The organism is Nocardioides terrigena (genome assembly GCF_003047265.1).
GTDB classification, from domain to species: domain Bacteria; phylum Actinomycetota; class Actinomycetes; order Propionibacteriales; family Nocardioidaceae; genus Nocardioides; species Nocardioides terrigena.
The window spans coordinates 100,471-122,436 of sequence record NZ_PZYY01000001.1 but is presented as its reverse complement, the minus strand read 5'-3'; the positions used below and the strand labels follow the sequence as shown (position 1 = coordinate 122,436).

Here is a 21,966-nt window from a genome sequence, read left to right as displayed (position 1 = left end):
AACTGTCAGAAGTCCGCGCACCACCCGCCCCACGGATGCACCCGGGTGGTCACCGGTCCCGCACGAGGAACCCCTCCGCCACCAGCTCGTCGACGACGGGCAGCAGCGTCCGGCGTACCTCGTCGACGTCCCGCTCCAACAGCTGCGCCAACGCACCGATGATCTGCCCGACGGCGAGGTCGCCGTCGCAGGCCCCCACGAAGGCCGCCTCGGCGTTGTCGACCTGGCGAGCCCTGCGCAGCCCCCGTTGCTGGCGCACCACGATGGTCGAGGGATCCTCGGCGCCGGGGCTGCCCTGCGTCTCCTGGAGCAGGTCGGGCCGCGCCACGAGGTGGTCGGCCTCCGTGACCTCGGCGCCGACCGCAGCGCCCCACTCGGCGATCGCCGGGCCGATGGGCTGCTCGACGTCGTAGGGCCAGTCCAGCAGCTGGTGGCTCCCGCCCCCGGTACGCCGCAGGTTGAGCCAGCCGAAGCCGACACCCTCGATGCCCTGCTCGTCGAACCACGACAACCAGGTGTCGTAGCGGCGGACGTAGTCGTCGCCGCCGTGCAGCCCGGCGTCCTTGAGCCACAGCTCGACGTACTCGCTCGGGTCCACGACCTCGCGCTGGACGACCAGGGCGTCGCAGTCGGCGTCCAGCCAGGTCGCGAGGCGCTCGTCCCACGGCCGGCCGCGCTCGATCACCCAGTTGCCCAGCACCTGGCACCACCCGCCGTCGGCGAGCAGGTCCGGCGCCTGGCGCACGATGTCCTCGACGACCCGGTCGCCGGGCAGGCCGGAGTCGCGGTAGACGAGTCGCTCACCGGTCGCCGGGGAGATGACGAACGGCGGGTTGGTCGCGATGAGGTCGAATCGCTCCCCGCGCAACGGCTCGAAGAACGACCCCTCCCGCACGTCCACGGTCACCTCGTTGAGCGCCGCGTTGATCCGTGTCATCCACAGCGCCCGGGTGTTGACGTCGGTCGCGACGACCTCACGGGCGTGGGCGGCGAGGTGCAGGGCCTGGACGCCGCAGCCCGTGCCGAGGTCGAGGGCGCGGTCGACGGGCTCGCGGATCGTGAGCTGGGCCAGGCTGGTCGACGCGCTGGAGATGCCGAGCACGTGGTCGCTGCCGACCCGGTTCGGGGCGCCGTCGAGGCCGGGCGTGAGGTCGGAGACGATCCACAGGTCCTCCTCGTCGGTGCGGTAGGGCCGGCAGTCGAGCCGCGCCGCCACCTCCCCCACGCTCTGCTCGAGCAGGCCCGCGTTGCAGAGCCGGTCGACGAGCCCGGGGAGCGCCCGCTCCGCCTCGTCGTGGGACACCGGCGCCTCGAGCAGGAAGAGCCGGGTCAGGGTGGAGAGCGGGCTGCCGTCCGTCGTACGCCGCAGGCCCGACGTGGTCTCGTTGCGGCTCAGCGCGCGGTGGCCGGCCTCGCCCAGCTGGCCGGCGACGCCGTCGTAGGTGAAGTCGGCCGCGACGAGGGCGTCGCGCAGGGGTCCGGTGAAGTCGAGGCTCATGCGTTGACTCCCCTGTCGTGGTAGCCGGTCATCGGTTCGCCCGAGCGCCACTCGTCGAGGGCGCCGCGGTAGATCCCGTGGCGCAGCTCGACCTCGTAGCCGTCGTACTGGGGGGCGCCCATCGCACGGGCCACCGCGAGCTCGGCCTCCACGTCGTACGGGACGCGGGCGAAGGACACCGACCACGGGGCCGGCTCCTCGCTGCCGAGCTCGCCCTCGAGGATGCAGTACATCGGCGTCGGGTCGCCCATGCAGTTGCCGACGCTGCCGGTGTTGAAGGTGGTGCGTCCCTCGAGCTGGCACTCGTAGAGCGGGTCGTGCGTGTCGGCGTACCCGACCAGGTCGGGCACCGGGCCGCCGCCCGTGGCGTCGGTGTGGGTGAAGAGCCCCTCGAACTCCTCCTGGGTGCGGACGTAGCGCACCCGCCGGTGCACGGTCTCCTCGCTGGCGTGGAAGAGCCGCACCCGTCGACCGCTCAGCCAGAAGTCGTGGTTGAACGGGAGCCCGCGCAACCACTCACCTTGGCCCGGTCCCAGCTGGGCCAGCCAGAACTGCAGGGCCTCGCTGTCGAACTCGCGGTCGGGGTCGGGCAGGAAGTCGTCCCAGTTGCCCAGCAGGTTGACCTCGCAACGCTCCTTGCACAGCTCGACCACCTCGCGACCCCGCGGGCCCTTGCCGACGTAGTCGCCGAGGTTGAAGACCCGCGAGATCCCCCGGCGATCGATGTCCGCGAGGACCGCCTCGAGGGCGGTGAGGTTGCCGTGCACGTCCGAGACGAGGGCGATGCGCTCCATGGCCGCCATCCTTCCAGCCGCCCTCGCCCGGCTCGGCAGCCCTCGCCACGACATGTCACTGGCCCGCCGTGCGGGTGCACGACGGGCCAGCGGGAGGTGTTGCGGTCAGCTGTGGGCGTGCGGCGTCATCGACGAGCTGCCGGTGTTGTCACCGTCGTCGCTGATGGCGACCCCGCGCTGCTTGGAGATGTAGATCGAGCCGGCGATGATCGCGACCGCCACCAGGGCGATGGCGATGCGCAGGACGTCGTTCTGGTCCTCGCCCACGCTCAGGGAGACGATCGCGCTCGCGATGAGCAGCGAGACGAGGTTCATCACCTTGAGGAGCGGGTTGATGGCCGGGCCGGCGGTGTCCTTGAACGGGTCACCCACGGTGTCGCCGATGACCGTCGCCTCGTGGGCGGGCGACCCCTTGCCACCGTGGTGCCCGTCCTCGACCAGCTTCTTGGCGTTGTCCCAGGCGCCGCCCGCGTTGGCCAGGAAGACGGCCATCAGGGTGCCGGTGCCGATCGCACCGGCGAGGAAGCCGGCCAGCGCCGTCACGCCGAGGCCGAAGCCCACGGCGATGGGGGCCAGGACGGCCAGGATGCCGGGCGTCACGAGCTCGCGCAGCGAGTCCTTGGTGACGATGTCGACGACCTTGCCGTACTCCGGACGACCGGTGCCCTCCATGATCCCGGGGATCTCGCGGAACTGGCGCCGCACCTCGAAGACGACGGCTCCCGCGGCTCGGGCGACGGCGTTGATCGCCAGGCCCGAGAAGAGGAACACGACGCACGCGCCGAGCAGGACGCCGACGAGGACGGCGGGGTTGAAGACGTCGAACTGGATGAACTCGTCCGGGGCGGGATTCGCCTCCAGCAGGGCCTCGAAGACCGAGGTGGCGTAGGACCCGAAGAGCGCGGTCGCCGCCAGCACCGCGGTGGCGATCGCGATGCCCTTGGTGATCGCCTTGGTGGTGTTGCCGACGGCGTCGAGCTCGGTGAGGATCTGGGCCCCCTCCTCGCTCACGTCGCCGGACATCTCGGCGATGCCCTGGGCGTTGTCCGAGACCGGACCGAAGGTGTCCATGGCGACGATGACGCCGACGGTGGTCAGGAGGCCACAACCGGCGAGGGCCACCGCGAACAGCGACACGGTCAGCGCCGCGCCACCCAGCAGGTAGGCCCCGAAGACGGCGGCGCCGATGACCAGCGTGGTGTAGACCGCGGACTCGAAGCCGACCGACAGGCCGGACAGGATCACCGTGGCGGCACCCGTCAGCGACGTCTTGCCGACGTCCTTGACCGGGCGGTACTCCGTGCCGGTGTAGTAGCCGGTGAGCGCCAAGATGCCCGCGGACATCACGATGCCGATGACCACGGCGGCCGAGGCGATGAAGCGCGGGTCGCCCTCGGCGGCGACCAGGTTCTCGGAGATGTTGGTGAACTCGGAGAAGCTGCTCGGCAGGTAGACGTAGGACAGCACCACGCTGGCCAGGGCGGCGATGCCCGAGGAGAGGTAGAACGACCGGTTGATCGTGGTGAGGCCGTTCTCGCCCACCTTGGGCCGGGTGAGGTAGACGCCCGCCACCGCGGTGAGGGCACCGATGGCCGGGATCAGCAGCGGGTAGACGAGCCCCTTGTCGCCGAAGGCCTGCGACCCGAGGATCAGCGCGGCGACCAGCGTCACGGCGTACGACTCGAAGAGGTCGGCGGCCATGCCGGCGCAGTCACCGACGTTGTCACCCACGTTGTCGGCGATCGTCGCGGCGTTGCGCGGGTCGTCCTCGGGGATGTTCTGCTCGACCTTGCCCACCAGGTCGGCGCCGACGTCGGCCGCCTTGGTGAAGATGCCGCCGCCGACACGCATGAACATCGCGAGGAGGGCCGCGCCGAAGCCGAAGCCCTCGAGCACGTCGGGGGCCGAGTCCTGGAAGAACAGCACGACCAGGCTGGCGCCGAGGAGGCCGAGGCCGACCGTGAGCATGCCGACCATGGCGCCGGTCCGCAGGCCGATCCGCATGGCGTTCTCGCGACCGGTGGACTCGGCGGCGGCGGCGACACGGAGGTTGGCGCGCACCGCGAGGTTCATGCCCAGGTAGCCCACCGCAGCGGAGAAGCCGGCACCGACGATGAAGAACACCGAGCGGAAGATCCGCACGGTCATGTCGTCGGCCGGTAGCACGAGCAGCGCGAAGAACGCGATCGCCGCGAAGATGGCGAGCGTGCGGAACTGTCGCGCGAGGTAGGCGTTGGCGCCTTCCTGCACGGCCCTGGCGATGGTCTTCATGTTGTCGGTGCCCTCAGCGGCGGCCATGACCTGCTGGCGGAACATCGCAGCCATCGCGAGCGCGGCGAGCGCGATCACGGCGACGACGATGACCAGCACGAGATTGCCGCCAGTGAGCTCCGGCGTCACGACGACTGGGTTGATCCCCGTCATGTGCGTCCTCCTGGCAGTGGTTCGAGTGTGCGAACGCGCGGGAGTCTACGCAGATGTGTCACAGATCACGTGCGACACGTGATGCGCGACACACACCTCTCAGGGGGTCAGCCCGTGGCGACCGACGGGTCGGCGGAGTCGTGGATCACGAACACCTTCGCCAGACCGGTGATGCGGAAGATCTTGAGCAGCCGCTCCTGGCTGCAGATGAGCTCGAGGGAGCCGTCGTGGGCGCGGACCTTCTTGAGGCCGCCGACCAGCACGCCGAGCCCCGTGGAGTCGAGGAACTCGACTGCTTCGAGGTCGATCACGATGTTGTAGGAGCCCGCACCGACCAGCTCGGTGATCTGGTCACGCAGCTTGGGCGCCGTGTAGACATCGATCTCACCGCCCACCGCGACGACGGCACGGCCGTCGACCTCGCGGGTCGCAAGGGTCAGATCCACGACTGCTCCAGGTCCGGGAGAAATAGTCACACGGAGCCAGTCGCCCCGAATGCTGTCGGCAGTATCAAACCACGTGGGGGCGAACTGCGCAGGCGTACCCGGGAGCAGGTATCTCCATGCCCGTCCCGGCGACCCTCCCCGATGGTGGTGCCACCCTGCGCGCGCACGGTCGTCGGGACCGCCGCGGGCGCCGTTGTCGGCGGCGTTTGCGACACTGCGCTGGTGGCCACCGCGACTCCTGCACACCGCTCGGTCGCCGCCCTCGTCGACCGGCTCACCGGCGTGCCGGGACGGGAGGACCGGCTGCGTCACCTCGAGGTGCTGCCACCCCGCACCGCCCGCTTCGCCGACTGGCCCGCCTGGGTCCCGGACGACGTCCGGGGCGCCTTCGTCGCCGCGGGGATCACCCGGCCGTGGCAACACCAGGCGGCCGCCGCCGACGCCGCGCACACCGGTCACCACGTCGTCCTGGCGACCGGGACGGCGTCGGGCAAGTCGCTGGCCTACCAGCTGCCCGCGCTGGCCGCGATCCGCGCCTCGCGCGGCGCCCGGGGCGAGCGGGGCGCCGGCGTGCTCTACCTCGCGCCCACCAAGGCGCTCGCCCACGACCAGCTGGCCACCGTCGCCGGGCTCGGGCTGGACGTCCGCGCCGCCACCCACGACGGCGACAGCCCCCGCGAGCAGCGGGAGTGGACGCGCGACTTCGGGGAGTACGTCCTCACCAACCCCGACATGTTGCACCGCTCGCTGCTGCCCGGCCACGCCCGCTGGGCGTCGTTCTTCGCCTCGCTGGAGTACGTCGTGGTGGACGAGTGCCACCACTACCGCGGTGTCTTCGGCGCGCACGTGGCCCACGTGCTGCGCCGCCTGCGCCGGGTCTGCGCGATGTACGGCGCGTCGCCGACCTTCGTGCTGGCCTCCGCGACCGTGTCCGACCCGGAGGTCGCCGCCGGGCGGCTCACCGGACTGCCCGTCGAGGCGGTCACGGCCGACCACTCCCCCCGCGGGCAGGTCTCGCTGCTGCTGTGGGAGCCGCCGTTCGTCAGCCATGCCGGCGAGAACGGAGCGCCCGTACGCCGCGCCGCATCGTCGGAGGTCGCCGACCTGCTGGCCGACCTGGTCGCCGAGGACGTGCGCACGCTGGCGTTCGTGCGGTCACGGCGGGGCGCCGAGCAGGTGGCACTCACCGCGGCCGAGCTGCTGGCCGAGGTCGATCCCTCACTGCCGTCCCGCGTGGCCGCCTACCGGGGCGGCTACCTGCCGGAGGAGCGAAGGGCCCTGGAGTCGTCGCTGCGTCGCGGGGAGCTCACCGGGCTGGCCGCCACCAACGCCCTCGAGCTGGGCATCGACATCAGCGGGCTCGACGCGGTGCTGATCGCCGGCTTCCCCGGCACCCGGGCCGCCCTGTGGCAGCAGGTCGGGCGGGCCGGGCGTGGAGCCCAGGACGCGCTCGGCATCCTCGTCGCACGCGACGACCCGCTGGACACCTATCTCGTCAGCCACCCGGAAGCGCTGATCGGCCGACCCGTGGAGGCGACGGTCTTCGACCCGACCAACCCCTACGTCCTCGGCCCGCACCTGTGCGCCGCGGCGCAGGAGGCACCCCTGACCGAGGACGACCTGCCGCTCTTCGGACCGACCGCCCGCGAGGTCGTGGACCGGCTGGTCGAGAGCGGCCTGCTGCGCAAGCGGGCCCGGGGCTGGTTCTGGACCGACCGTCGGCGCGCCAGCGACCTCGCCGACATCCGCTCCACCGGCGGCGCGCAGGTGCAGCTGATCGAGTCGTCCACGGGACGGGTCATCGGCACCGTGGACGGGGCGAGCGCCCACGGCACGGCCCATCCCGGCGCGGTCTACGTCCACCGCGGCGAGACCTGGCTGGTCGACTCGCTCGACCTCGACGAGCACGTGGCGGTCATGCACCCCGCCGACCCCGACTACTCGACGTCGGCCCGCGAGGTCACCGACATCACGGTGCTGGCCGAGCGCGAGCACCGCGACTGGGGTGCCTGCCGGCTCTCGCTCGGCGAGGTCGACGTGTCGCACCAGGTGGTGTCCTTCCTCCGGCGACGCCAGCCCGGCGGCGAGGTGTTGGGCGAGGAGCCCCTGGACCTGCCGGAGCGCTCGCTGCGCACCACGGCCGTGTGGTGGACCGTCCCGGCCGACCTGCTGGCCGAGTCGGGGCTGGCCGCTGCCGACCTGCCCGGCGCGGCGCACGCGGCCGAGCACTGCTCCATCGGCCTGCTGCCGCTGTTCGCCACGTGCGACCGGTGGGACATCGGTGGGGTCTCGACCGCCCTGCACTCCGACACCGGACGGCTCACCGTCTTCGTGCACGACGGGCACCCCGGTGGCGCCGGCTTCGCCGAGCGGGGCTTCCACGCCGCCCACGAGTGGCTGACGGCCACCCGCGAGGCGATCGCCGGCTGCGAGTGCGAGAGCGGGTGCCCGTCGTGCATCCAGTCGCCCAAGTGCGGCAACCAGAACAACCCGCTCGACAAGCCCGGCGCGGTCGCGCTGCTGGACCTGCTCCTCACGCACGCCGTGGGTGGGTAACCTGCCCCCATGGTGATACTCGGACTGCTGCTGATCATCCTCGGCGCGATCGCGATCCTGTCGGCGATCTTCGTCAGCGAGGGCAGCGGTGAGCTGCTGGGCATCGACATGAGCTCGCTGGAGATCTTCCTGGTCGGCGTGGCCGCCGGTGCCGCCGTGCTGTGGGGCTACACGATCCTCAAGTGGGGCACCAAGCGCGGCCTCGCACACCGCCGGGAGCGCAAGGAGCTCCACAAGCTGAACGACAAGCTCGACCGCGTCGAGGCCGAGAAGCGCGAGGACCACCCGACCACACCCGACGAGCGCGTCTGACGCTGGCCCCTACCGTCGGTGTCTCCGCTCCGGCGGCGACTTTGGCGCTCACTGGCCGACACATCCCCCCAAGGCGGACAACTCGGCCAGTAGGTCCGGTCCGAGGCGGCACCCGGCGGTACGACGGCGTGCTGGCCGGCGGGGTACGACAGGGTGGCACGCAGGCTGGCGGCGTGCGACACGTCGATCAGCGCCGCGATTGTCGGCGCCCGCCAGTGTGCTGAGGCCCCTCCGTCGCACCTGTCGGCGCTCGGCTGGCCCCCTGCCGAGGAGGCACCGGCCTAGCCCGGACCGGCCCGGGCCTCGGCGACCACGTCGACGGCCCGCCCCGCCGGACCGGAGACCCGCACGCGGACGCTGACCCGGACGTCGTCGGCACCGTCCACGCACGACACCAGAGCGGCACCGTTGGCCCGCGCCGTGGCGGTGGCCGCAGCACAGCCGTCCCGGCCGTCCGCCGCAGCGGTCGCCCCGGACAGGGCGGCCAGGTCGGCCCCCGACTGCGCCCGGCGCTGGGCGACCACCACGGCACTCACCCCGCTCAGCGCCAGTCCGACGAACAGCAGCAACCCCGCCGCGGCCACGACGAGCAGGGTCGCGGCGCCGCGCTCCCCCGTATGCCGGCGGTGATCCCTCCGACCCCGACGACGGGGGCGCAGGTCGCGGCCCCGCCGCGTCACCCGGTCTCCTCCGCGGCGGCGACGGCCGTCGAGCGCACCGTGACTCCGGGCAGGAAGTCGAAGAGGCCACCCGGGCCGTCGATGCGGACCGCTGCCTCCGCCCGCACCTCGTCGCCGGCGAGGCGCACGTCCACCTCCGCGCCCTCGGGGGCGATACGCCGCCCCACGTCTCGGGCCGCCTCGATCCCGTCGCCCCGGGCGGCGACCCGGGCGGCCTCGCGGGCCGCGTCGACGACCCGCACCTGGGCGGTGCCCGCCGCCAGGAGCCACACGAGCCCCACGGTGACGGCGAGGAGCAGCGGCAGACCGAGCGCCAGCTCGGCCGTCACTGCCCCCCGCTCGGACCGTCGGCTCATCCGATGCCCAGCAGGCCCATGACGTGGTCGAAGAGGGTCTTGAGGAGCCGGTCGCCGAAGCCGCCGCTCAGCAGCTGGTAGAGCAGCCCGGCGAAGCCGGCACCGGCCGCGGTGCCGACGGCGTACTCCGCCGTGGTGATGCCGCGCTCGTCGCGTCGGCCGGGTCGAACGGTCTCGTGCATGTCGTGTCCTCTCGGTCGCGACCCACCCGCTGCGGGTCGTCGTGCGTCGACTCTGGGCGGACCGGCCGGTGTCCGGGAGGGGGCGGCCGGGAGCTGTGGAGGGGCTCGCCCTCGGGCGTTCCCTGTGGAGGGCAGGTGGCTCACGGTCCCGGCCGCAGCGTGGCCAGCAGGCCGGCCACCGTGGGGACGATCCCGATGAGGATGAAGGCGGGCAGCAGGCACAGGCCCAGGGGGACCGCGGCCCTGACCCCCACCGCGCGGGCGCGGTCCTCCACCGAGGCGAGGGCCTCCCGCTCGAGGTCGTCGGCGAGGCGCTCGATCGCGTCGGCCACCGAGGACCCGCTCGCCTCGGCACGGGCGAGGGTGTGGCCGAGCGGGGCCAGCACGGCGTCGAGGGACAGCACCCGCCACACCTCCGCGGCGGGCAGCCCGACCCGGAGCCGGCCCAGCACGGGGTCGAGGCGGTCGGCGGCCGCACCGGGGCAGGCGGCACACACGGACGCCAGCGCACCGGCGGGCGCGGCCCCGGATCGCAGGGTCGCCGCCAGCAGGTCGACGAGGTGCGGGAGGTCGCGGGCCGCGGAGGCGCGGGCCTCCCTGACCACCCGGGACTCGGACCGGTCCAGCGCCACCCAGGCGGCGCCTGCCGCCACCGGCCCGGCCACCAGACCCACCGGAGGGCCGAGGAGGAGCCCCGCGCCACACTCCGCGAGGGTCGAGAGCAGCACACGCCACCCCACGGACCGGGGGCGGCCCGGGGCGGGCAGGTTGTCGCCGGCGGGATCCTGCGACGGCGCGTCCGCCCAGCCGGTCCGCGGGGGGAGGGCCAGGAGCACGGCCATCAGGGTGGCCACCACGGCGACCGCGGTCACGGGCGGTCCACCCCGTCGGCGATCGCCTCGATCCACCAGAGCCCGAGCAGGCCGAACGCGAGCCCCAGCCCGAGGCACCCCCAGCCGACCGGTGTGCCGAGCAGGAAGCCCCACGGGTCACCGCCCGCTCCCGAGCCCATGCCGAGCGCGACCACCGGCAGGCCGGCGACCAGGCGAGCGGTGGCCCGAGCCGACGCCAGCTCGGAGGTGACCACCCGGCGGGTCTGTCGACGCGCCCGGATCCGGGCCGCGACCCGGGACAGGGCGTCGGCCAGGCCGTGGCCGGAGTGCTGGGACACCTGCCACGCCGAGGCGACGACCCGCAGCTCGCCCGCGCCGGGGGTGGAGGCGAGGCGCCGCAGCGCGTCGGGGACGTCCGAGCCCAGGGCGTGTGCCTCCACCACGGGCGCGAGGCCGGACCACTGCCCGGCCGCCTGGGCGAGCGCGGCGTCGGCGGGCCGGCCGGCGGCCAGCTCGGCGGCGACCACCTCACAGGCGCCGAGGACGCGTCGAGAGGTCTCGGCGGCGGCCAGGCGGTCCCGGCGCCGGCCCCAGATCCGCCGGGCCGCGAGCACGGTGAGCAGGCCGATGGCGCCGAGGACGAGGACCCGGAGCGGCACCACCCCGGCCGCCACGAGCGCCACCGACAGGCCGAGGAGAGTGAGCGAGAGCCGCGCCCGCCGGTGGCCGGGATCCCGGTCCCCCGGCCCCCTCGGGTCCGCGGGGAGCGACCGCGACGGCACCGGGCAGGCCAGCCACACGGCCACGGCGACGACGACGGGCACGACCCAGCCGAGCAGGCCGGTCACCGTGAGATCCGACGGGCCAGGTCGCGGGCGGCCGGCCCCCTCTCGACCCGGCCTGCGGCGTCGAAGGACACGGCGACCTCGAGGCTCACCAGCCCGTCGGCCCCGCGGCTCGGCACGCCGATCTGGGCCACCCGGCGTACGCCGTCGGGACCCCGGGCCACGTGGACCACCACGTCGAGGGCGGCGGCGAGCTGGCTGTGCACGGCTGCCCGCGGGAGTCCGGCAGCGAGGGCCAGGGCCTCGAGCCGGGCGGGCACGTCGGCGGCGGAGTTGGCGTGCACCGTGCCGCACCCGCCGGCGTGGCCGGTGTTGAGCGCGGCCAGCATCTCCACCACCTCGGCACCACGCACCTCCCCCACGACCAGGCGGTCGGGGCGCATCCGCAGCGCCTGGCGCACCAGCGTGCGCAGGGTGATCTCACCGGCACCCTCGATGTTGGGCGGTCGCGCCTCCAGCCCGATGACGTGCGGGTGGGCGGGTCGCAGCTCGCTGGAGTCCTCGACCAGCACCAGCCGCTCACCGGGGTCGACCAGGGAGAGCATGGCGGCGAGCAGGGTCGTCTTGCCGGTGCCGGTGCCACCGGTGACGAGGAAGGCGCACCGGGCGGCGACGATCGCCGCCAGGAGCTCGGCACCCTCCTCGGTCACCGCCGCGGCGGCCACCAGGTCCGCCATCGTGAAGACCCTGGCCCGCGGGACCCGCAGGGAGACCACCGTCCCGGGGCGCGCCGTCGGTGCGAGCACCGCGTGGAACCGGGTGCCGTCGGGCAACCTGACGTCCGCGTGCGGGGTGGCGTCGTCGAGGCGACGACCACCCGTCGCGGCCAGCCGTTGCGCGAGGCGGCGCACCGCCACGTCGTCGGGGAAGCGCACCCCGGTGAGCTCGAGCCCGGCCCCGCAGTCGATCCACACCTCGTCGGCCCCGTTGACCAGGACGTCGGTGACCCCGGGCCGTCTCAGCAGGGGCTCGAGCGGCCCGGCGCCCAGCACGTCGCGGCGCAGCTCGTCGTGCACCGCCAGCACCATCGCGTCGCCCACCGGCCTCCCGGCCGCACGCAACGCCTCCGCCACCCGGTGGGGCGAGAGGTCGCCGGGAGTGGCGGCGAGCCGCTCCCGCACCTCGTCGAGGAGGCCGGGGGCGATCGTGGCTGCGACGGTCACGCGGCCTCCTCCAGCACCTGCCGCGCCGCCCGGGCGAGCGGGACCCGGAGGTGGCGCACCGGTCCCAGGCCGAGGTCCACCGCCTCGAGGAGGCCGCGCTGCTCGGGCACCTCGACGGCGATCGGGAGGCCGGTGGCGCGTTCGACGTCGTCCCACGAGACGCCGCCCCGCCGCACGGCCAGCACCGCTCCGGAGACGGGGCCGAGGCGGTCGAGGAGCCGCACCGTCGACGCGACACCCGCGAGGGTCGCCGGCAGGACCACCAGCAGCCGGTCGCACCGTGCGACGAGCTCGTCGACCAGCGCCGGGCCGTGTCGCGCGAGGTCGAGCACCACCAGGTCGTGGCCCCGCTGGGCGGCCGCCACCGCTTCCCGGACGACCGTGGCGTCGGGTGCGGAGGCGCCGCCTGAGGCCCACGACAGGACCCCGACCCCGGACTCGGACCGCGGCACCGCCTCGCGCAGGGACCTCGCTCCGAGGCGCCCGGAGCTCGACGCGAGGTCTCCCCACCGCACCCCGGCGGCAGACTCGAGGCCGAGCATCCGGTCGAGACCGGGCCCGAGGGGGTCGGTGTCGACCACCAGCGTCGGTCCCCGCGGGGCGGACACCTGGCCCAGCGCGCACGCGAACGTCGACGCGCCCGCGCCACCGGCCCCTCCGATGACGCCGACGGTCCGGCCCCGCCCCGGCGCCTCCTCCGAGTCGGCCAGCAGGTCGACCAGCCAGGCCTCGCACACGGGCAGCTCGCCGACCGTGCCGGCGCCGATGGCCAGCGCGGCGCGGAAGACGCCGTCCGCCGGGGCCCAGCCCACGACGTGCACCCCGTCACGCCGTCCCGGACGGGCCGCCGCCACCTCGGCGACAAGGTCGGCCCCGACGAGGACCAGCGGCGCACGCGGCCAGGCCGCAAGGGCCGTGAGCGGGTCGTCGTACACGTCGGGGCGGACCCCGGCCGCGGCGCTCAGCCGGGCGACCTCGTCGGCCAGGGAGCGGTCACGGGTGAGGAGGATCGGCTGCATGGAGCGAGGTTCCCCGCGGTGACCGACACCGCGCCGGGACCGGTGGTGACCCTGTGGAGGAGCGTCGCCTCCGGACGGCCGGTGGACGGCTGGTGGCCCGGGCAGGCGACCCGGTCGCGGTCACCGCCCTACGATGGCCGACATGTCCCGCCCCACCGCGGCCTTCTTCGACCTCGACAAGACGATCATCGCCAAGTCGAGCACGTTGGCCTTCAGCAAGCCATTCCAGGCGGGCGGGCTGATCAGCAGGCGCGCGATGCTGCGCAGCACCTACGCACAGTTCGTCTACCTGGTCGGCGGTGCCGACCACGACCAGATGGAGAAGATGCGGGCCTTCATGTCCGCGCTCTGCGCCGGCTGGGACGTGGCGACGGTCCGCGAGATCGTCGCCGACACACTCCACAACATCGTCGACCCGATCGTCTACGACGAGGCGGTCAGCCTGATCGAGGAGCACCACCGGGCCGGTCGCGACGTCGTCATCGTCTCGACGAGCGGCTCGGAGGTCGTCGAGCCGATCGGCGAGATGCTGGGCGCCGACCGGGTCGTCGCCACCCGCATGGAGATCGTCGACGGCAAGTACAGCGGGGACATCGAGTACTACGCGTACGCCGAGGAGAAGGCGCGCGCCATCGAGGACCTCGCCGAGCTGGTCGGCTACGACCTCGACGAGTGCTACGCCTACAGCGACTCGGTCACCGACGTGCACATGCTGCGGGCCGTCGGCCACCCGCACGCCGTCAACCCCGACCGCGAGCTGCGCAAGGCGGCCATGGCGGAGGGTTGGCCGGTGCTGGTCTTCGACAAGCCCGTCGCCCTGCGGTCCCGGGTGCCGCTGCCCCCGGCCAGGCAGACCCTCGCCGCGCTGGCGGTCGGCGGCGCGATGGCCGCCGGGGGCGTGCTCTGGGTCAACGCACGCAAGCGTCGCAACGAGGCCTGAGCCCGCACCTATCGGTGGGGATGTCAACCCTTGAACGCGCGGCAGGACCGGCGTACAACGGAGTCACACAACTCCACAGACAGCACGTGAGCCTGGTACCCACGCGGCGATCTACCCTTCGCACAAGGGCGCGAGTCACCGGCCATGACCGGGGCAGCAGTTAGATGTTGCACGCTTGGTAGCCAAGCGTCACGTGTCAGCGACGGCACCTGATCTCACGATCGGGTGCCGTTCGCATGTCATGGCCCGTCCGGACTACTCCGCGGCCCTCCGCAGCGGCGACGCCTCGGCGCCCGCGGCGTACGCCTCGCTCGCGTAGAGCACCCACGCGTGCACCCCGCGCGCACCTCCGTCGCGGTAGGCGCCGAGGTTGGACTCGTACTGCGCGCGCAGGGCGAGGTGCCCGGCCTCCGGCACGACCAGCGACTTGGCGTCCACGCCCCGCGAGACGAGCACGAGCCGCTCCACGGCCCGCGCCACGATGCCGTTGTGGGAGGCGAAGGGCGCGGCCGTCGCCAGGTCGGCGTGCACGACGGCTGCCACGAGCAGCGCCGGTGCGGACGTCTCGGCGAGCAGCAGCTCGGCGACCCCGCGGAGCCGGTCCGCGGAGGCGGCGTCGCGCGGGCGGCCCAGCTCGTCGGGCCCGAGCACCGCGGACCCGACGACGCTGTGGATGCGGGCGATCGCCTGGAGGGGCGCGGTCTTGAGCAGGGGCGCGAGGGCCAACAGCGAGGCCGACATCCGGACGGCGTCGGCGGCGACCTGGTCGCCGGAGCCCTCCCGCAGCTCGGCCAAGGTGGCCGAGGACCCCTCGAGCACCGCCGAGGCGTGCGCGCCGCGCAGGAGCGACTCGGCGGTCATCTCCGGGGAGGTGCGTCGCAGCCCGCGGTCGCGGAGCATCACGTCGATGCCGTCACGGACCGCGGCGTACCCGGAGGGCACGCCTTCGAGGTCCACCAGCCAGGCCAAGGGATCGGTCGTCACGCAGCAGGACGCTAGTAGCCTGCGGGGGATGAGTGACGAGCAGCCCACCCCCGAGGACATGAAGCGCTGGTCGGGGTCCTTCGGGGCCGTGGCCCAGACCTACGACCGGGGCCGTCCGTCCTACCCCGCCGAGGCGGTCTCGTGGCTCGTCGGCGGCGAGGCGAAGGTCGTCCTCGAGCTGGGGTCCGGCACCGGCAAGCTCACCCGCGAGCTGGTCGCCCAGGGCCACGCTGTCTACGCGACCGAGCCGGACGCCGCCATGCTTGCGCTGCTCGAGAAGCAGGTTCCCGGCTGCAGCGCGAAGGTGGCGGGTGCGGAGGAGATCCCCGCCAACGACCGCTCGGTCGACGTGGTCGTCGCCGGGCAGGCGTTCCACTGGTTCGACCACGACGTCGCGCTGCCGGAGATCGCCCGCGTGCTCAAGCCCGGCGGCCACCTCGCGCTCGCGTGGAACTTCTTCGACCAGCGCATCCCGTGGGTACGACGCCTCGTCGAGGCCATGGGCGAGCAGGGGATGACGTCCTCGTCCCAGCGGATCCTGGCGGACTCCGACCTCTTCGGCCCCGTCGAGGCCAAGAACTTCGCGCACTGGCAGGACGTCAACCGCGAGACGCTCGTCGACATCGTGGCGTCGCGCTCCTACGTCGCCAGCCTCGACGAGGCCGCCCGCGAGGCCCGCCTCGACAAGGTCCGCGCCCTGTACGACGACTACGGCCGCGGCCACGACGGCATGCAGCTGGCCTACCGCACCGAGTGCTTCCGCGCGCAGGTGATCGACCGCGACGAGGGCCCGTCGACCGATCCCGGGGACGACGCGTCGCACGAGGGTCCGATCATCTCCGACGGCACCGACACCGACATGCTGCTCATCGACTTCCGGTAGGCGCCGCAGCGAGCGCCCCGGCACTAGTCTTCGGGCATGCGGCGCTGGCGACGGTCCGACCACCGGCGCACGGCGCTCGGCTCCCAGGCCGACCGCGCGACCTTCCGGGCGCTGCACAACGCGTCGCTGGCCAGCCCCGCCCTGCGCGCAGGACTCACGACCGACAGCGCGGAGCGCAGCCTCGGCCACCTCCGCGCCCTCCTCGGCACACCCGCCGCCGCCCTCACCGACACCCGCGGCGTCCTGGCCTGGGACGGATCGGGCCAGCACCACGTCGAGGACGTGCCGCGCTTCCTGCCCGACCTCGTCGACACCGGCCGCACCCGGGTGGCCGACCTCGCCTGCCAGCACCCGCGGTGCGAGGTGCGACAGGTGGTGCTCGCGCCGCTGGTCGTCGAGGAGACGATCGCCGGCGCGCTCGTCGTCGGCGCGGCGTACGCGACCGGTGGGCTCATCCGGGCGGCCGACGAGGTGGCCCTGTGGGTCTCGGGCCAGCTCGAGCTCGCCGAGCTCGACGCCTCCCGGACCCGCCTCATGGAGGCGGAGGTGCGCGCCCTGCGCGCCCAGATCAGCCCGCACTTCATCTACAACTCGCTCGGCGCCATCGCCAGCTTCGTCCGCACCGACCCCGACCGGGCCCGCGAGCTGCTGCTCGAGTTCGCCGACTTCACCCGCTACTCCTTCCGCCGCCACGGCGAGTACACGACCCTCGCCGAGGAGCTTCGCTCCGTGGAGCGCTACCTGCTGCTGGAGCAGGCCCGTTTCGGCGACCGCCTCCAGGTCACGCTCCGGATCGCGCCCGAGGTGCTGCCGGTCGCCGTGCCCTTCCTCTGCATCCAGCCGCTCGTCGAGAACGCCGTGCGCCACGGCCTCGAGGCCAGCGCCGACAAGGAGGACGGGGTCGGCCGGCTCAGCATCCTGGCCCGCGACCTCGACCAGGAGTGCATCATCGAGGTCGAGGACGACGGCAGCGGCGAGGACCCCGAGCGCGTACGCCGCGCGCTCGCCGGGGACACCTCGATGGACTCGGTCGGGCTCGGCAACGTCGACGCCCGGCTGCGCAACGCGTACGGCGACGAGTACGGCCTCGTCGTGGAGACCGCGCCGGGGGCAGGCACCAAGGTGACCGTGCGGGTCCCGAAGTTCGCGCCCGGCGTGGCCGCGAGCGCCTGATCCGACACTAGGCTGCCGCGCATGAGCCAGAGCGGCCTGCGCATCCTCGTCATCGACGACGAGCGGCCCGCCCTCGACGAGCTGACCTACCTCCTCGAGCGCGACGACCGCGTCGCCGGCGTGCTCGGCTGCAACTCCGCCACCGAGGCGCTGCGGATGCTGCAGGACCTCGAGGTGGACGCGGTCTTCCTCGACATCCAGATGCCCGGCCTCACCGGGCTCGACCTCGCTCAGGTGCTGTCCCGCTTCCGCACGCCGCCGCCGATCGTCTTCGTGACCGCCCACGAGGAGCACGCCGTGTCGGCGTTCGAGCTCGCCGCGGTCGACTACGTCCTCAAGCCGGTGCGGGCCGAGCGCCTCGCCGAGGCCGTACGCCGCGTGGTCGAGGCCGGCGCACCGGCGCCGTCCGGCGACGCGCAGATCGCCGTCGAGCGCGGCGGGGTGACCCGCTTCGTGCAGCGCTCCGACATCACCCATGTGGAGGCGCAGGGCGACTACGCCCGGCTGCACACCAGCGAGGGGTCGCACCTGGTCCGCACCCCGCTGTCGACCCTGGCCGAGGAGTGGGCGCCGGCCGGCTTCGTCCGCATCCACCGCTCCCTGCTCGTCGCGCTCCCGCACATCGAGGAGGTCCGCACCGACGCCGGCCGGGTCTCGGTGGTGGTGGCCGGGCAGGAGCTCGCGGTCAGCCGCCGGCACACCCGCGAGCTGCGCGAGCTGCTCACCCGGCGGGCCCCGTGAGCGAGCCCGGGAGACCGGCCCGGGTCCGGGTCACCGGCCCCCCGCGGCGCCGGACGAGCGGCGTACGACCGACGGCGTCGCGCGAGATCGACGCCGACACCGAGCTCGGCGCCGTCTACATGAGCTCGTTGCTCGGCGAGCAGCTGCGGCTGGCGGCCGGGGTGCTCGTCGCGCTCGGGCTCACGGTCGGGGTGCTCCCCCTGGTCTTCCACCTCTTCCCGCACCTCAGCGAGGTGCGGGTGGCCGGCGTGCCGGTCCCGTGGCTGCTGCTCGGGGTGCTGGTCTACCCCTGGCTGCTCGCCCTGGGCTGGATCTACGTGCGCCGGGCCGAGGCCAACGAGCGCGACTTCATCGACCTGGTCGACGACCCGGAGACCCCGTGAGGAGGGCGGGGTGACCAGCGTCCCCGGGATCGTCGCGGTCGTCCTCGTCACGGTGGCGACCCTGGCGATCGGCACGTGGGGGCTGCGGTTCTCCCGCACCACCAGCGACTTCTTCGTCGCGTCCCGCACGGTGCGACCCGGGCTCAACGCGAGCGCGATCGGCGGCGAGTACCTCTCGGCCGCGTCCTTCCTCGGCGTCGCCGGCCTGGTGCTGGTCTTCGGCGCCGACATGCTCTGGTACCCCGTCGGCTGGACCGCCGGCTACCTCGTGCTGCTCGTGCTGGTGGCCGCGCCGCTGCGCCGCTCCGGGGCCTACACGCTGCCGGACTTCGCCGAGGCCCGGCTGGGCTCGCGGCGGGTGCGGTCCCTGTGCTCGGCGCTGGTCGTCGGCATCGGGTGGCTCTACCTGCTCCCCCAGTTCCAGGGCGCGGGCATCACGCTGGCGGCCACCATCGGGGCGCCGACCTGGCTGGGCGCCGTGATCGTCGCGGCCGTCGTGCTCATCAACGTCACCTCCGGCGGCATGCGGTCGATCACCTTCGTGCAGGCCTTCCAGTACTGGCTCAAGCTGACCGCCCTGCTCATCCCGGCCTGCGTGCTGCTCGCCGTCTGGGTCGGCGACGGCGCCCCCAACCCCGCGGACGCGGCCGCCCCCGGTGACGCCTTCTGGTCGCTGCCGCTGGGGGACGGCGGCGCGCAGGGCCTCTACGTCACCTACTCGCTGATCATCGCGACGTTCCTCGGCACGATGGGCCTGCCGCACGTGGTCGTGCGCTTCTACACCAACCCCGACGGCCGCGCCGCGCGGCGTACGACGCTCGTGGTCCTCGGCCTCCTCGGCGTCTTCTACCTGCTGCCCCCCGTGTACGGCGCGCTGGGACGGCTCTACGCGTCCGACCAGGCGGTCGGCGCCTCCGACACCCTGGTGCTCGAGCTGCCGCGGCTGATGGTCCCGGGGCTCGGCGGCGAGCTGCTGACCGGCATGGTGACGGCCGGCGCCTTCGCCGCGTTCCTGTCCACCAGCTCGGGGCTGACCATCGCGGTCGCCGGGGTGCTCAGCCAGGACGTCGCGAGCAAGCGGCTCAGCGGGATCACCGCCTTCAGGGCCGCCGGGGTCGTCGCGGTCGTCGTGCCGTGCGCCGTGGCCATCGCGGCCCCCGACGTCGGGGTCGCCCGGACCGTCGGGCTGGCCTTCGCGGTGGCCGCCTCGACCTTCTGCCCGCTGCTGCTGCTCGGCATCTGGTGGCGCGGGCTCACCGCGGCCGGCGCGGTGGCCGGCCTGCTCGTCGGTGGCATCGGGTCGGGCTGCGCCGTCGGGTGGACCCTGCTCACCAACGCGACGACCGGGTGGGCGGCGGTGCTGCTGGGCCAGCCGGCGGCGTGGAGCGTCCCCGCCTCGCTGGCCACGATGGTGGTCGTCAGCCGCCTCACCCGCGCCCGGATCCCCGCCCACGCCGGCCGCTTCATGGTGCGGCTGCACACCCCGGAGGCCGTGGACCTGCAGCGCTGACGCGGGACCACCCGGCGACGCGACCCTGCGGCAATGCCGGACAGCGGACCGCGACGTCTGGCATGCTGGGCGCCCCGTCGGGGGAGACGGGCGCGCGGCACGGGGGAGATGCATGACGACGTTCATGGTGATCGGGCTGGTCGGACTCGGCCTGCTCCTGGTCTCGCTCGTCGTCGGCGACCTCTTCGACGGCGCCCTCGACGCCCTCGGTGGGGACGCCTTCTCCAGTGCCGTGGTCGGCGCCTTCGTCGCCGCCACCGGCTTCGGGGCGGCCGCCGTCCAGGGAGCGCTCGGTACGGCGCTCGCGATCCCGGTCGGCCTGGTCACCGGCTCCGCCTTCGCGTGGTTCGCCTGGTGGCTGACCCGGTTGCTGAGCGACGGCAGCAGCGACTCCACCCCCACGACCGACGACACCATCGGTCGCGACGGTCGCGTCATCACCCAGATCCCCGCGGACGGGCTCGGCGTCGTCGACATCCTCGTCGGCGGCCACACCATGCGCCTCAACGCCCGCGCCGAGCACCCCATCGAGCCCGGGACGCCGGTGCACGTCACCAGCGTGCTGTCGCCCACCTCGGTCACCGTCGCCCCGGTGTGGCCCGAGATCGCCTGACCGACCCACCACCCGCACACCCACCACACGCCCAGGAGAACCCCGTGGAACTGTCCAGCCCCCTCGTCGCCGTCGGTGGCCTCGTCGTCCTCGTCGTCCTGCTGCTGCTCCTCATCACGAGCCGCTACAAGGTGGCCGGTCCCAACCAGGCGTACATCGTGACCGGACGCAAGGGCAAGGCCGTGCTCAACCCCGAGACCGGCGCACTGAGCCACGACCTCTCGGGACAGAAGGTCATCCTCGGTGGCGGCGTCTTCGTCATCCCGTTCGTCCAGAAGCTCGGCACGCTCGACCTCTCCTCGCGGCGCATCTCGGTGCAGATCCGCGGCGCGGTCTCCGGCCAGGGCATCAAGCTCAACGTGGAGGGCGTGGCCATCGTCAAGGTCGGCGGCAACGCCGACCAGATCCGGCTCGCCGCCCAGCGGTTCCTCAGCCAGCAGGAGGAGGTCGAGGCCTTCACGCAGGAGGTGCTCGCCGGGGCCCTGCGCTCCATCGTCGGCGGCCTGACGGTCGAGCAGATCATCCGTGACCGGGCGGCGTTCGCCCAGCGGGTGGCGGACGAGTCCGAGAACTCCCTCACCGGCCAGGGCCTCATCCTCGACACCTTCCAGATCCAGGACGTCACCGACGACGGCACCTACCTCGCCGACCTCGGTCGCCCCGAGGCCGCGCGCATCCAGCAGGCCGCCTCCATCGCCGAGGCCAACGCCCGGCAGGCCGCCGAGCAGGCCCGGATCGCCGCCGAGCAGGAGATCGCCATCTCCACCCGGACCCTCGCCCTCAAGCAGGCCGAGATCAAGGCCGAGACCGACGCGGCCTCCGCGACCGCCGCCGCCTCGGGACCGCTGGCCCAGGCCGACCGGGACCAGGCGATCCTGCTGGAGCAGGAGAAGGTCGCCGTCCGCCAGGCCGCGCTGACCGAGCGCAACCTCGAGACCGAGGTCCGCAAGCCGGCCGACGCCGCCCGCTACAAGGTCGAGCAGGAGGCCGAGGCCCAGCGCTCGGCCGAGATCGCCGCCGCCGAGGCCCGCAAGGCCGCCACCATCGCCGCCGCGCAGGCCAAGGCCGAGGAGGCCCGCCTCAGCGGTGAGGCCGAGAAGTCCCGTCGTACGGCGCTCGCCGAGGCCGAGGCCATCGAGGGGGCGCGCCGTGGTGAGGCGGAGAAGGCCCGGCGTACGGCGGAGGCCGACGCGACGCGCGCCGAGGGCGAGGCCACCGCGGCCGCGACCCTGGCCGTCGGGCAGGCCGAGGCCGAGGCGATGGACAAGCGCGCCGACGCGTTCGCGCACTACAACGACGCCGCCGTCCTGCAGATGCTCATCGAGGTCCTGCCCCAGATCGCCCGCGAGGTCGCCGCCCCGATGGCGGCGATCGACCAGCTGACAGTGATCTCCTCCGACGGCGCCGGGGCCCTGCCGCGCCAGGTCAACGACAACGTCGTGCAGACACTCAACATGCTCAAGACGTCGACCGGCCTCGACCTCGAGGCGCTGATCAAGAAGTCCGTCGGGAACGCCGCCGGCACGTCCGGCGACGGCACCGCGCCCGCGCTCGACGGCACGGCCCGCGACGGCCACGCGCAGGCCTCGTCGTCCTGACCCACGGCTCCACTCCACGGCTGCACCCGGTGA

The 21,966-nt window shown here is 73.7% G+C and carries 22 protein-coding genes; 10 read left to right on the top strand and 12 right to left on the bottom strand.

What is annotated here, in order from left to right:
• Nucleotides 1–49: 49 nt before the first annotated feature.
• The 4 genes from DAE25_RS00570 to DAE25_RS00555 all read right to left on the bottom strand — a co-directional run bounded on the left by DAE25_RS00570 (nt 50) and on the right by DAE25_RS00555 (nt 5,162).
• Nucleotides 50–1,498, bottom strand: a complete 1,449-nt coding sequence (locus DAE25_RS00570) for a DUF7059 domain-containing protein (protein WP_107764332.1) — start codon at nt 1,496–1,498, stop codon at nt 50–52.
• On the bottom strand, nt 1,495–2,292 hold the full coding sequence (locus tag DAE25_RS00565) for a metallophosphoesterase family protein (protein WP_107764331.1): 798 nt from the start codon (nt 2,290–2,292) through the stop codon (nt 1,495–1,497). The genes DAE25_RS00570 and DAE25_RS00565 overlap by 4 nt, the downstream gene beginning before the upstream one ends.
• A 105-nt stretch (nt 2,293–2,397) precedes the next feature.
• Nucleotides 2,398–4,716, bottom strand: a complete 2,319-nt coding sequence (locus DAE25_RS00560) for a sodium-translocating pyrophosphatase (RefSeq protein ID WP_107764330.1) — start codon at nt 4,714–4,716, stop codon at nt 2,398–2,400.
• Nucleotides 4,717–4,823: 107 nt separating this feature from the next.
• Nucleotides 4,824–5,162, bottom strand: coding sequence for an STAS domain-containing protein (locus DAE25_RS00555; protein ID WP_056888214.1), 339 nt, complete (start codon nt 5,160–5,162; stop codon nt 4,824–4,826).
• A gap of 222 nt (nt 5,163–5,384) precedes the next feature.
• Between DAE25_RS00555 and DAE25_RS00550 the strand changes: the two genes are divergently transcribed.
• A complete protein-coding gene (locus DAE25_RS00550; RefSeq protein WP_234410758.1) occupies nt 5,385–7,718 on the top strand; it encodes a DEAD/DEAH box helicase in 2,334 nt (777 codons plus the stop codon).
• Between the two features lie 9 nt (nt 7,719–7,727).
• Nucleotides 7,728–8,030, top strand: coding sequence for a basic helix-loop-helix domain-containing protein (locus DAE25_RS00545; protein ID WP_107764328.1), 303 nt, complete (start codon nt 7,728–7,730; stop codon nt 8,028–8,030).
• A 281-nt stretch (nt 8,031–8,311) separates the two neighbouring features.
• On the opposite strand, the gene DAE25_RS00540 is transcribed toward DAE25_RS00545, so the two are convergent.
• The 7 genes from DAE25_RS00540 to ssd all read right to left on the bottom strand — a co-directional run bounded on the left by DAE25_RS00540 (nt 8,312) and on the right by ssd (nt 13,108).
• The gene (locus tag DAE25_RS00540; RefSeq protein WP_234410757.1) at nt 8,312–8,710 is read right to left on the bottom strand and encodes an Rv3654c family TadE-like protein; all 399 of its coding nucleotides are present in this window, start codon (nt 8,708–8,710) and stop codon (nt 8,312–8,314) included.
• A complete protein-coding gene (locus DAE25_RS00535; protein ID WP_056888212.1) occupies nt 8,707–9,066 on the bottom strand; it encodes a TadE family type IV pilus minor pilin in 360 nt (119 codons plus the stop codon). Before DAE25_RS00535 ends, DAE25_RS00540 begins: the two co-directional genes overlap by 4 nt.
• Nucleotides 9,063–9,248, bottom strand: a complete 186-nt coding sequence (locus tag DAE25_RS00530; protein ID WP_107764327.1) for a DUF4244 domain-containing protein — start codon at nt 9,246–9,248, stop codon at nt 9,063–9,065. The genes DAE25_RS00535 and DAE25_RS00530 overlap by 4 nt, the downstream gene beginning before the upstream one ends.
• A 140-nt stretch (nt 9,249–9,388) precedes the next feature.
• A complete protein-coding gene (locus DAE25_RS00525; RefSeq protein ID WP_234410756.1) occupies nt 9,389–10,120 on the bottom strand; it encodes a type II secretion system F family protein in 732 nt (243 codons plus the stop codon).
• Entirely contained in the window at nt 10,117–10,929 is an 813-nt protein-coding gene (locus DAE25_RS00520) for a type II secretion system F family protein (protein WP_107764326.1), read from the bottom strand. Before DAE25_RS00520 ends, DAE25_RS00525 begins: the two co-directional genes overlap by 4 nt.
• Nucleotides 10,926–12,089, bottom strand: a complete 1,164-nt coding sequence (locus DAE25_RS00515; RefSeq protein WP_107764325.1) for a TadA family conjugal transfer-associated ATPase — start codon at nt 12,087–12,089, stop codon at nt 10,926–10,928. The genes DAE25_RS00520 and DAE25_RS00515 overlap by 4 nt, the downstream gene beginning before the upstream one ends.
• Nucleotides 12,086–13,108, bottom strand: coding sequence for a septum site-determining protein Ssd (gene ssd / locus DAE25_RS00510; protein ID WP_107764324.1), 1,023 nt, complete (start codon nt 13,106–13,108; stop codon nt 12,086–12,088). The genes DAE25_RS00515 and ssd overlap by 4 nt, the downstream gene beginning before the upstream one ends.
• Before the next feature lie 142 nt (nt 13,109–13,250).
• Between ssd and DAE25_RS00505 the strand changes: the two genes are divergently transcribed.
• Nucleotides 13,251–14,048: an HAD family hydrolase gene (locus DAE25_RS00505; protein WP_107764880.1), complete on the top strand. Its 798-nt coding sequence runs from the start codon at nt 13,251–13,253 to the stop codon at nt 14,046–14,048.
• A 255-nt stretch (nt 14,049–14,303) separates the two neighbouring features.
• On the opposite strand, the gene DAE25_RS00500 is transcribed toward DAE25_RS00505, so the two are convergent.
• A complete protein-coding gene (locus DAE25_RS00500) occupies nt 14,304–15,032 on the bottom strand; it encodes a Fic family protein (RefSeq protein ID WP_107764323.1) in 729 nt (242 codons plus the stop codon).
• A 28-nt stretch (nt 15,033–15,060) separates the two neighbouring features.
• On the opposite strand from DAE25_RS00500, the gene DAE25_RS00495 reads away from it, so the two are divergent.
• The 7 genes from DAE25_RS00495 (at nt 15,061) to DAE25_RS00465 (ending at nt 21,933) form a co-directional block, all read left to right on the top strand.
• Nucleotides 15,061–15,915 carry a class I SAM-dependent methyltransferase gene (locus DAE25_RS00495; protein ID WP_234410755.1) on the top strand — a complete coding sequence of 285 codons (855 nt, stop codon included), beginning with the start codon at nt 15,061–15,063 and terminating at the stop codon, nt 15,913–15,915.
• Between the two features lie 36 nt (nt 15,916–15,951).
• On the top strand, nt 15,952–17,088 hold the full coding sequence (locus tag DAE25_RS00490; RefSeq protein ID WP_107764322.1) for a sensor histidine kinase: 1,137 nt from the start codon (nt 15,952–15,954) through the stop codon (nt 17,086–17,088).
• A 21-nt stretch (nt 17,089–17,109) separates the two neighbouring features.
• Entirely contained in the window at nt 17,110–17,829 is a 720-nt protein-coding gene (locus DAE25_RS00485; protein WP_107764321.1) for a LytR/AlgR family response regulator transcription factor, read from the top strand.
• Nucleotides 17,826–18,212 carry a hypothetical protein gene (locus tag DAE25_RS00480; protein WP_107764320.1) on the top strand — a complete coding sequence of 129 codons (387 nt, stop codon included), beginning with the start codon at nt 17,826–17,828 and terminating at the stop codon, nt 18,210–18,212. The genes DAE25_RS00485 and DAE25_RS00480 overlap by 4 nt, the downstream gene beginning before the upstream one ends.
• A 10-nt stretch (nt 18,213–18,222) precedes the next feature.
• The gene (locus tag DAE25_RS00475; protein ID WP_107764319.1) at nt 18,223–19,722 is read left to right on the top strand and encodes a sodium/solute symporter; all 1,500 of its coding nucleotides are present in this window, start codon (nt 18,223–18,225) and stop codon (nt 19,720–19,722) included.
• Between the two features lie 112 nt (nt 19,723–19,834).
• Entirely contained in the window at nt 19,835–20,335 is a 501-nt protein-coding gene (locus DAE25_RS00470) for an NfeD family protein (protein ID WP_107764318.1), read from the top strand.
• Nucleotides 20,336–20,379: 44 nt separating this feature from the next.
• The gene (locus tag DAE25_RS00465) at nt 20,380–21,933 is read left to right on the top strand and encodes a flotillin family protein (protein ID WP_107764317.1); all 1,554 of its coding nucleotides are present in this window, start codon (nt 20,380–20,382) and stop codon (nt 21,931–21,933) included.
• The last annotated feature ends 33 nt before the right edge of the window (nt 21,934–21,966 follow it).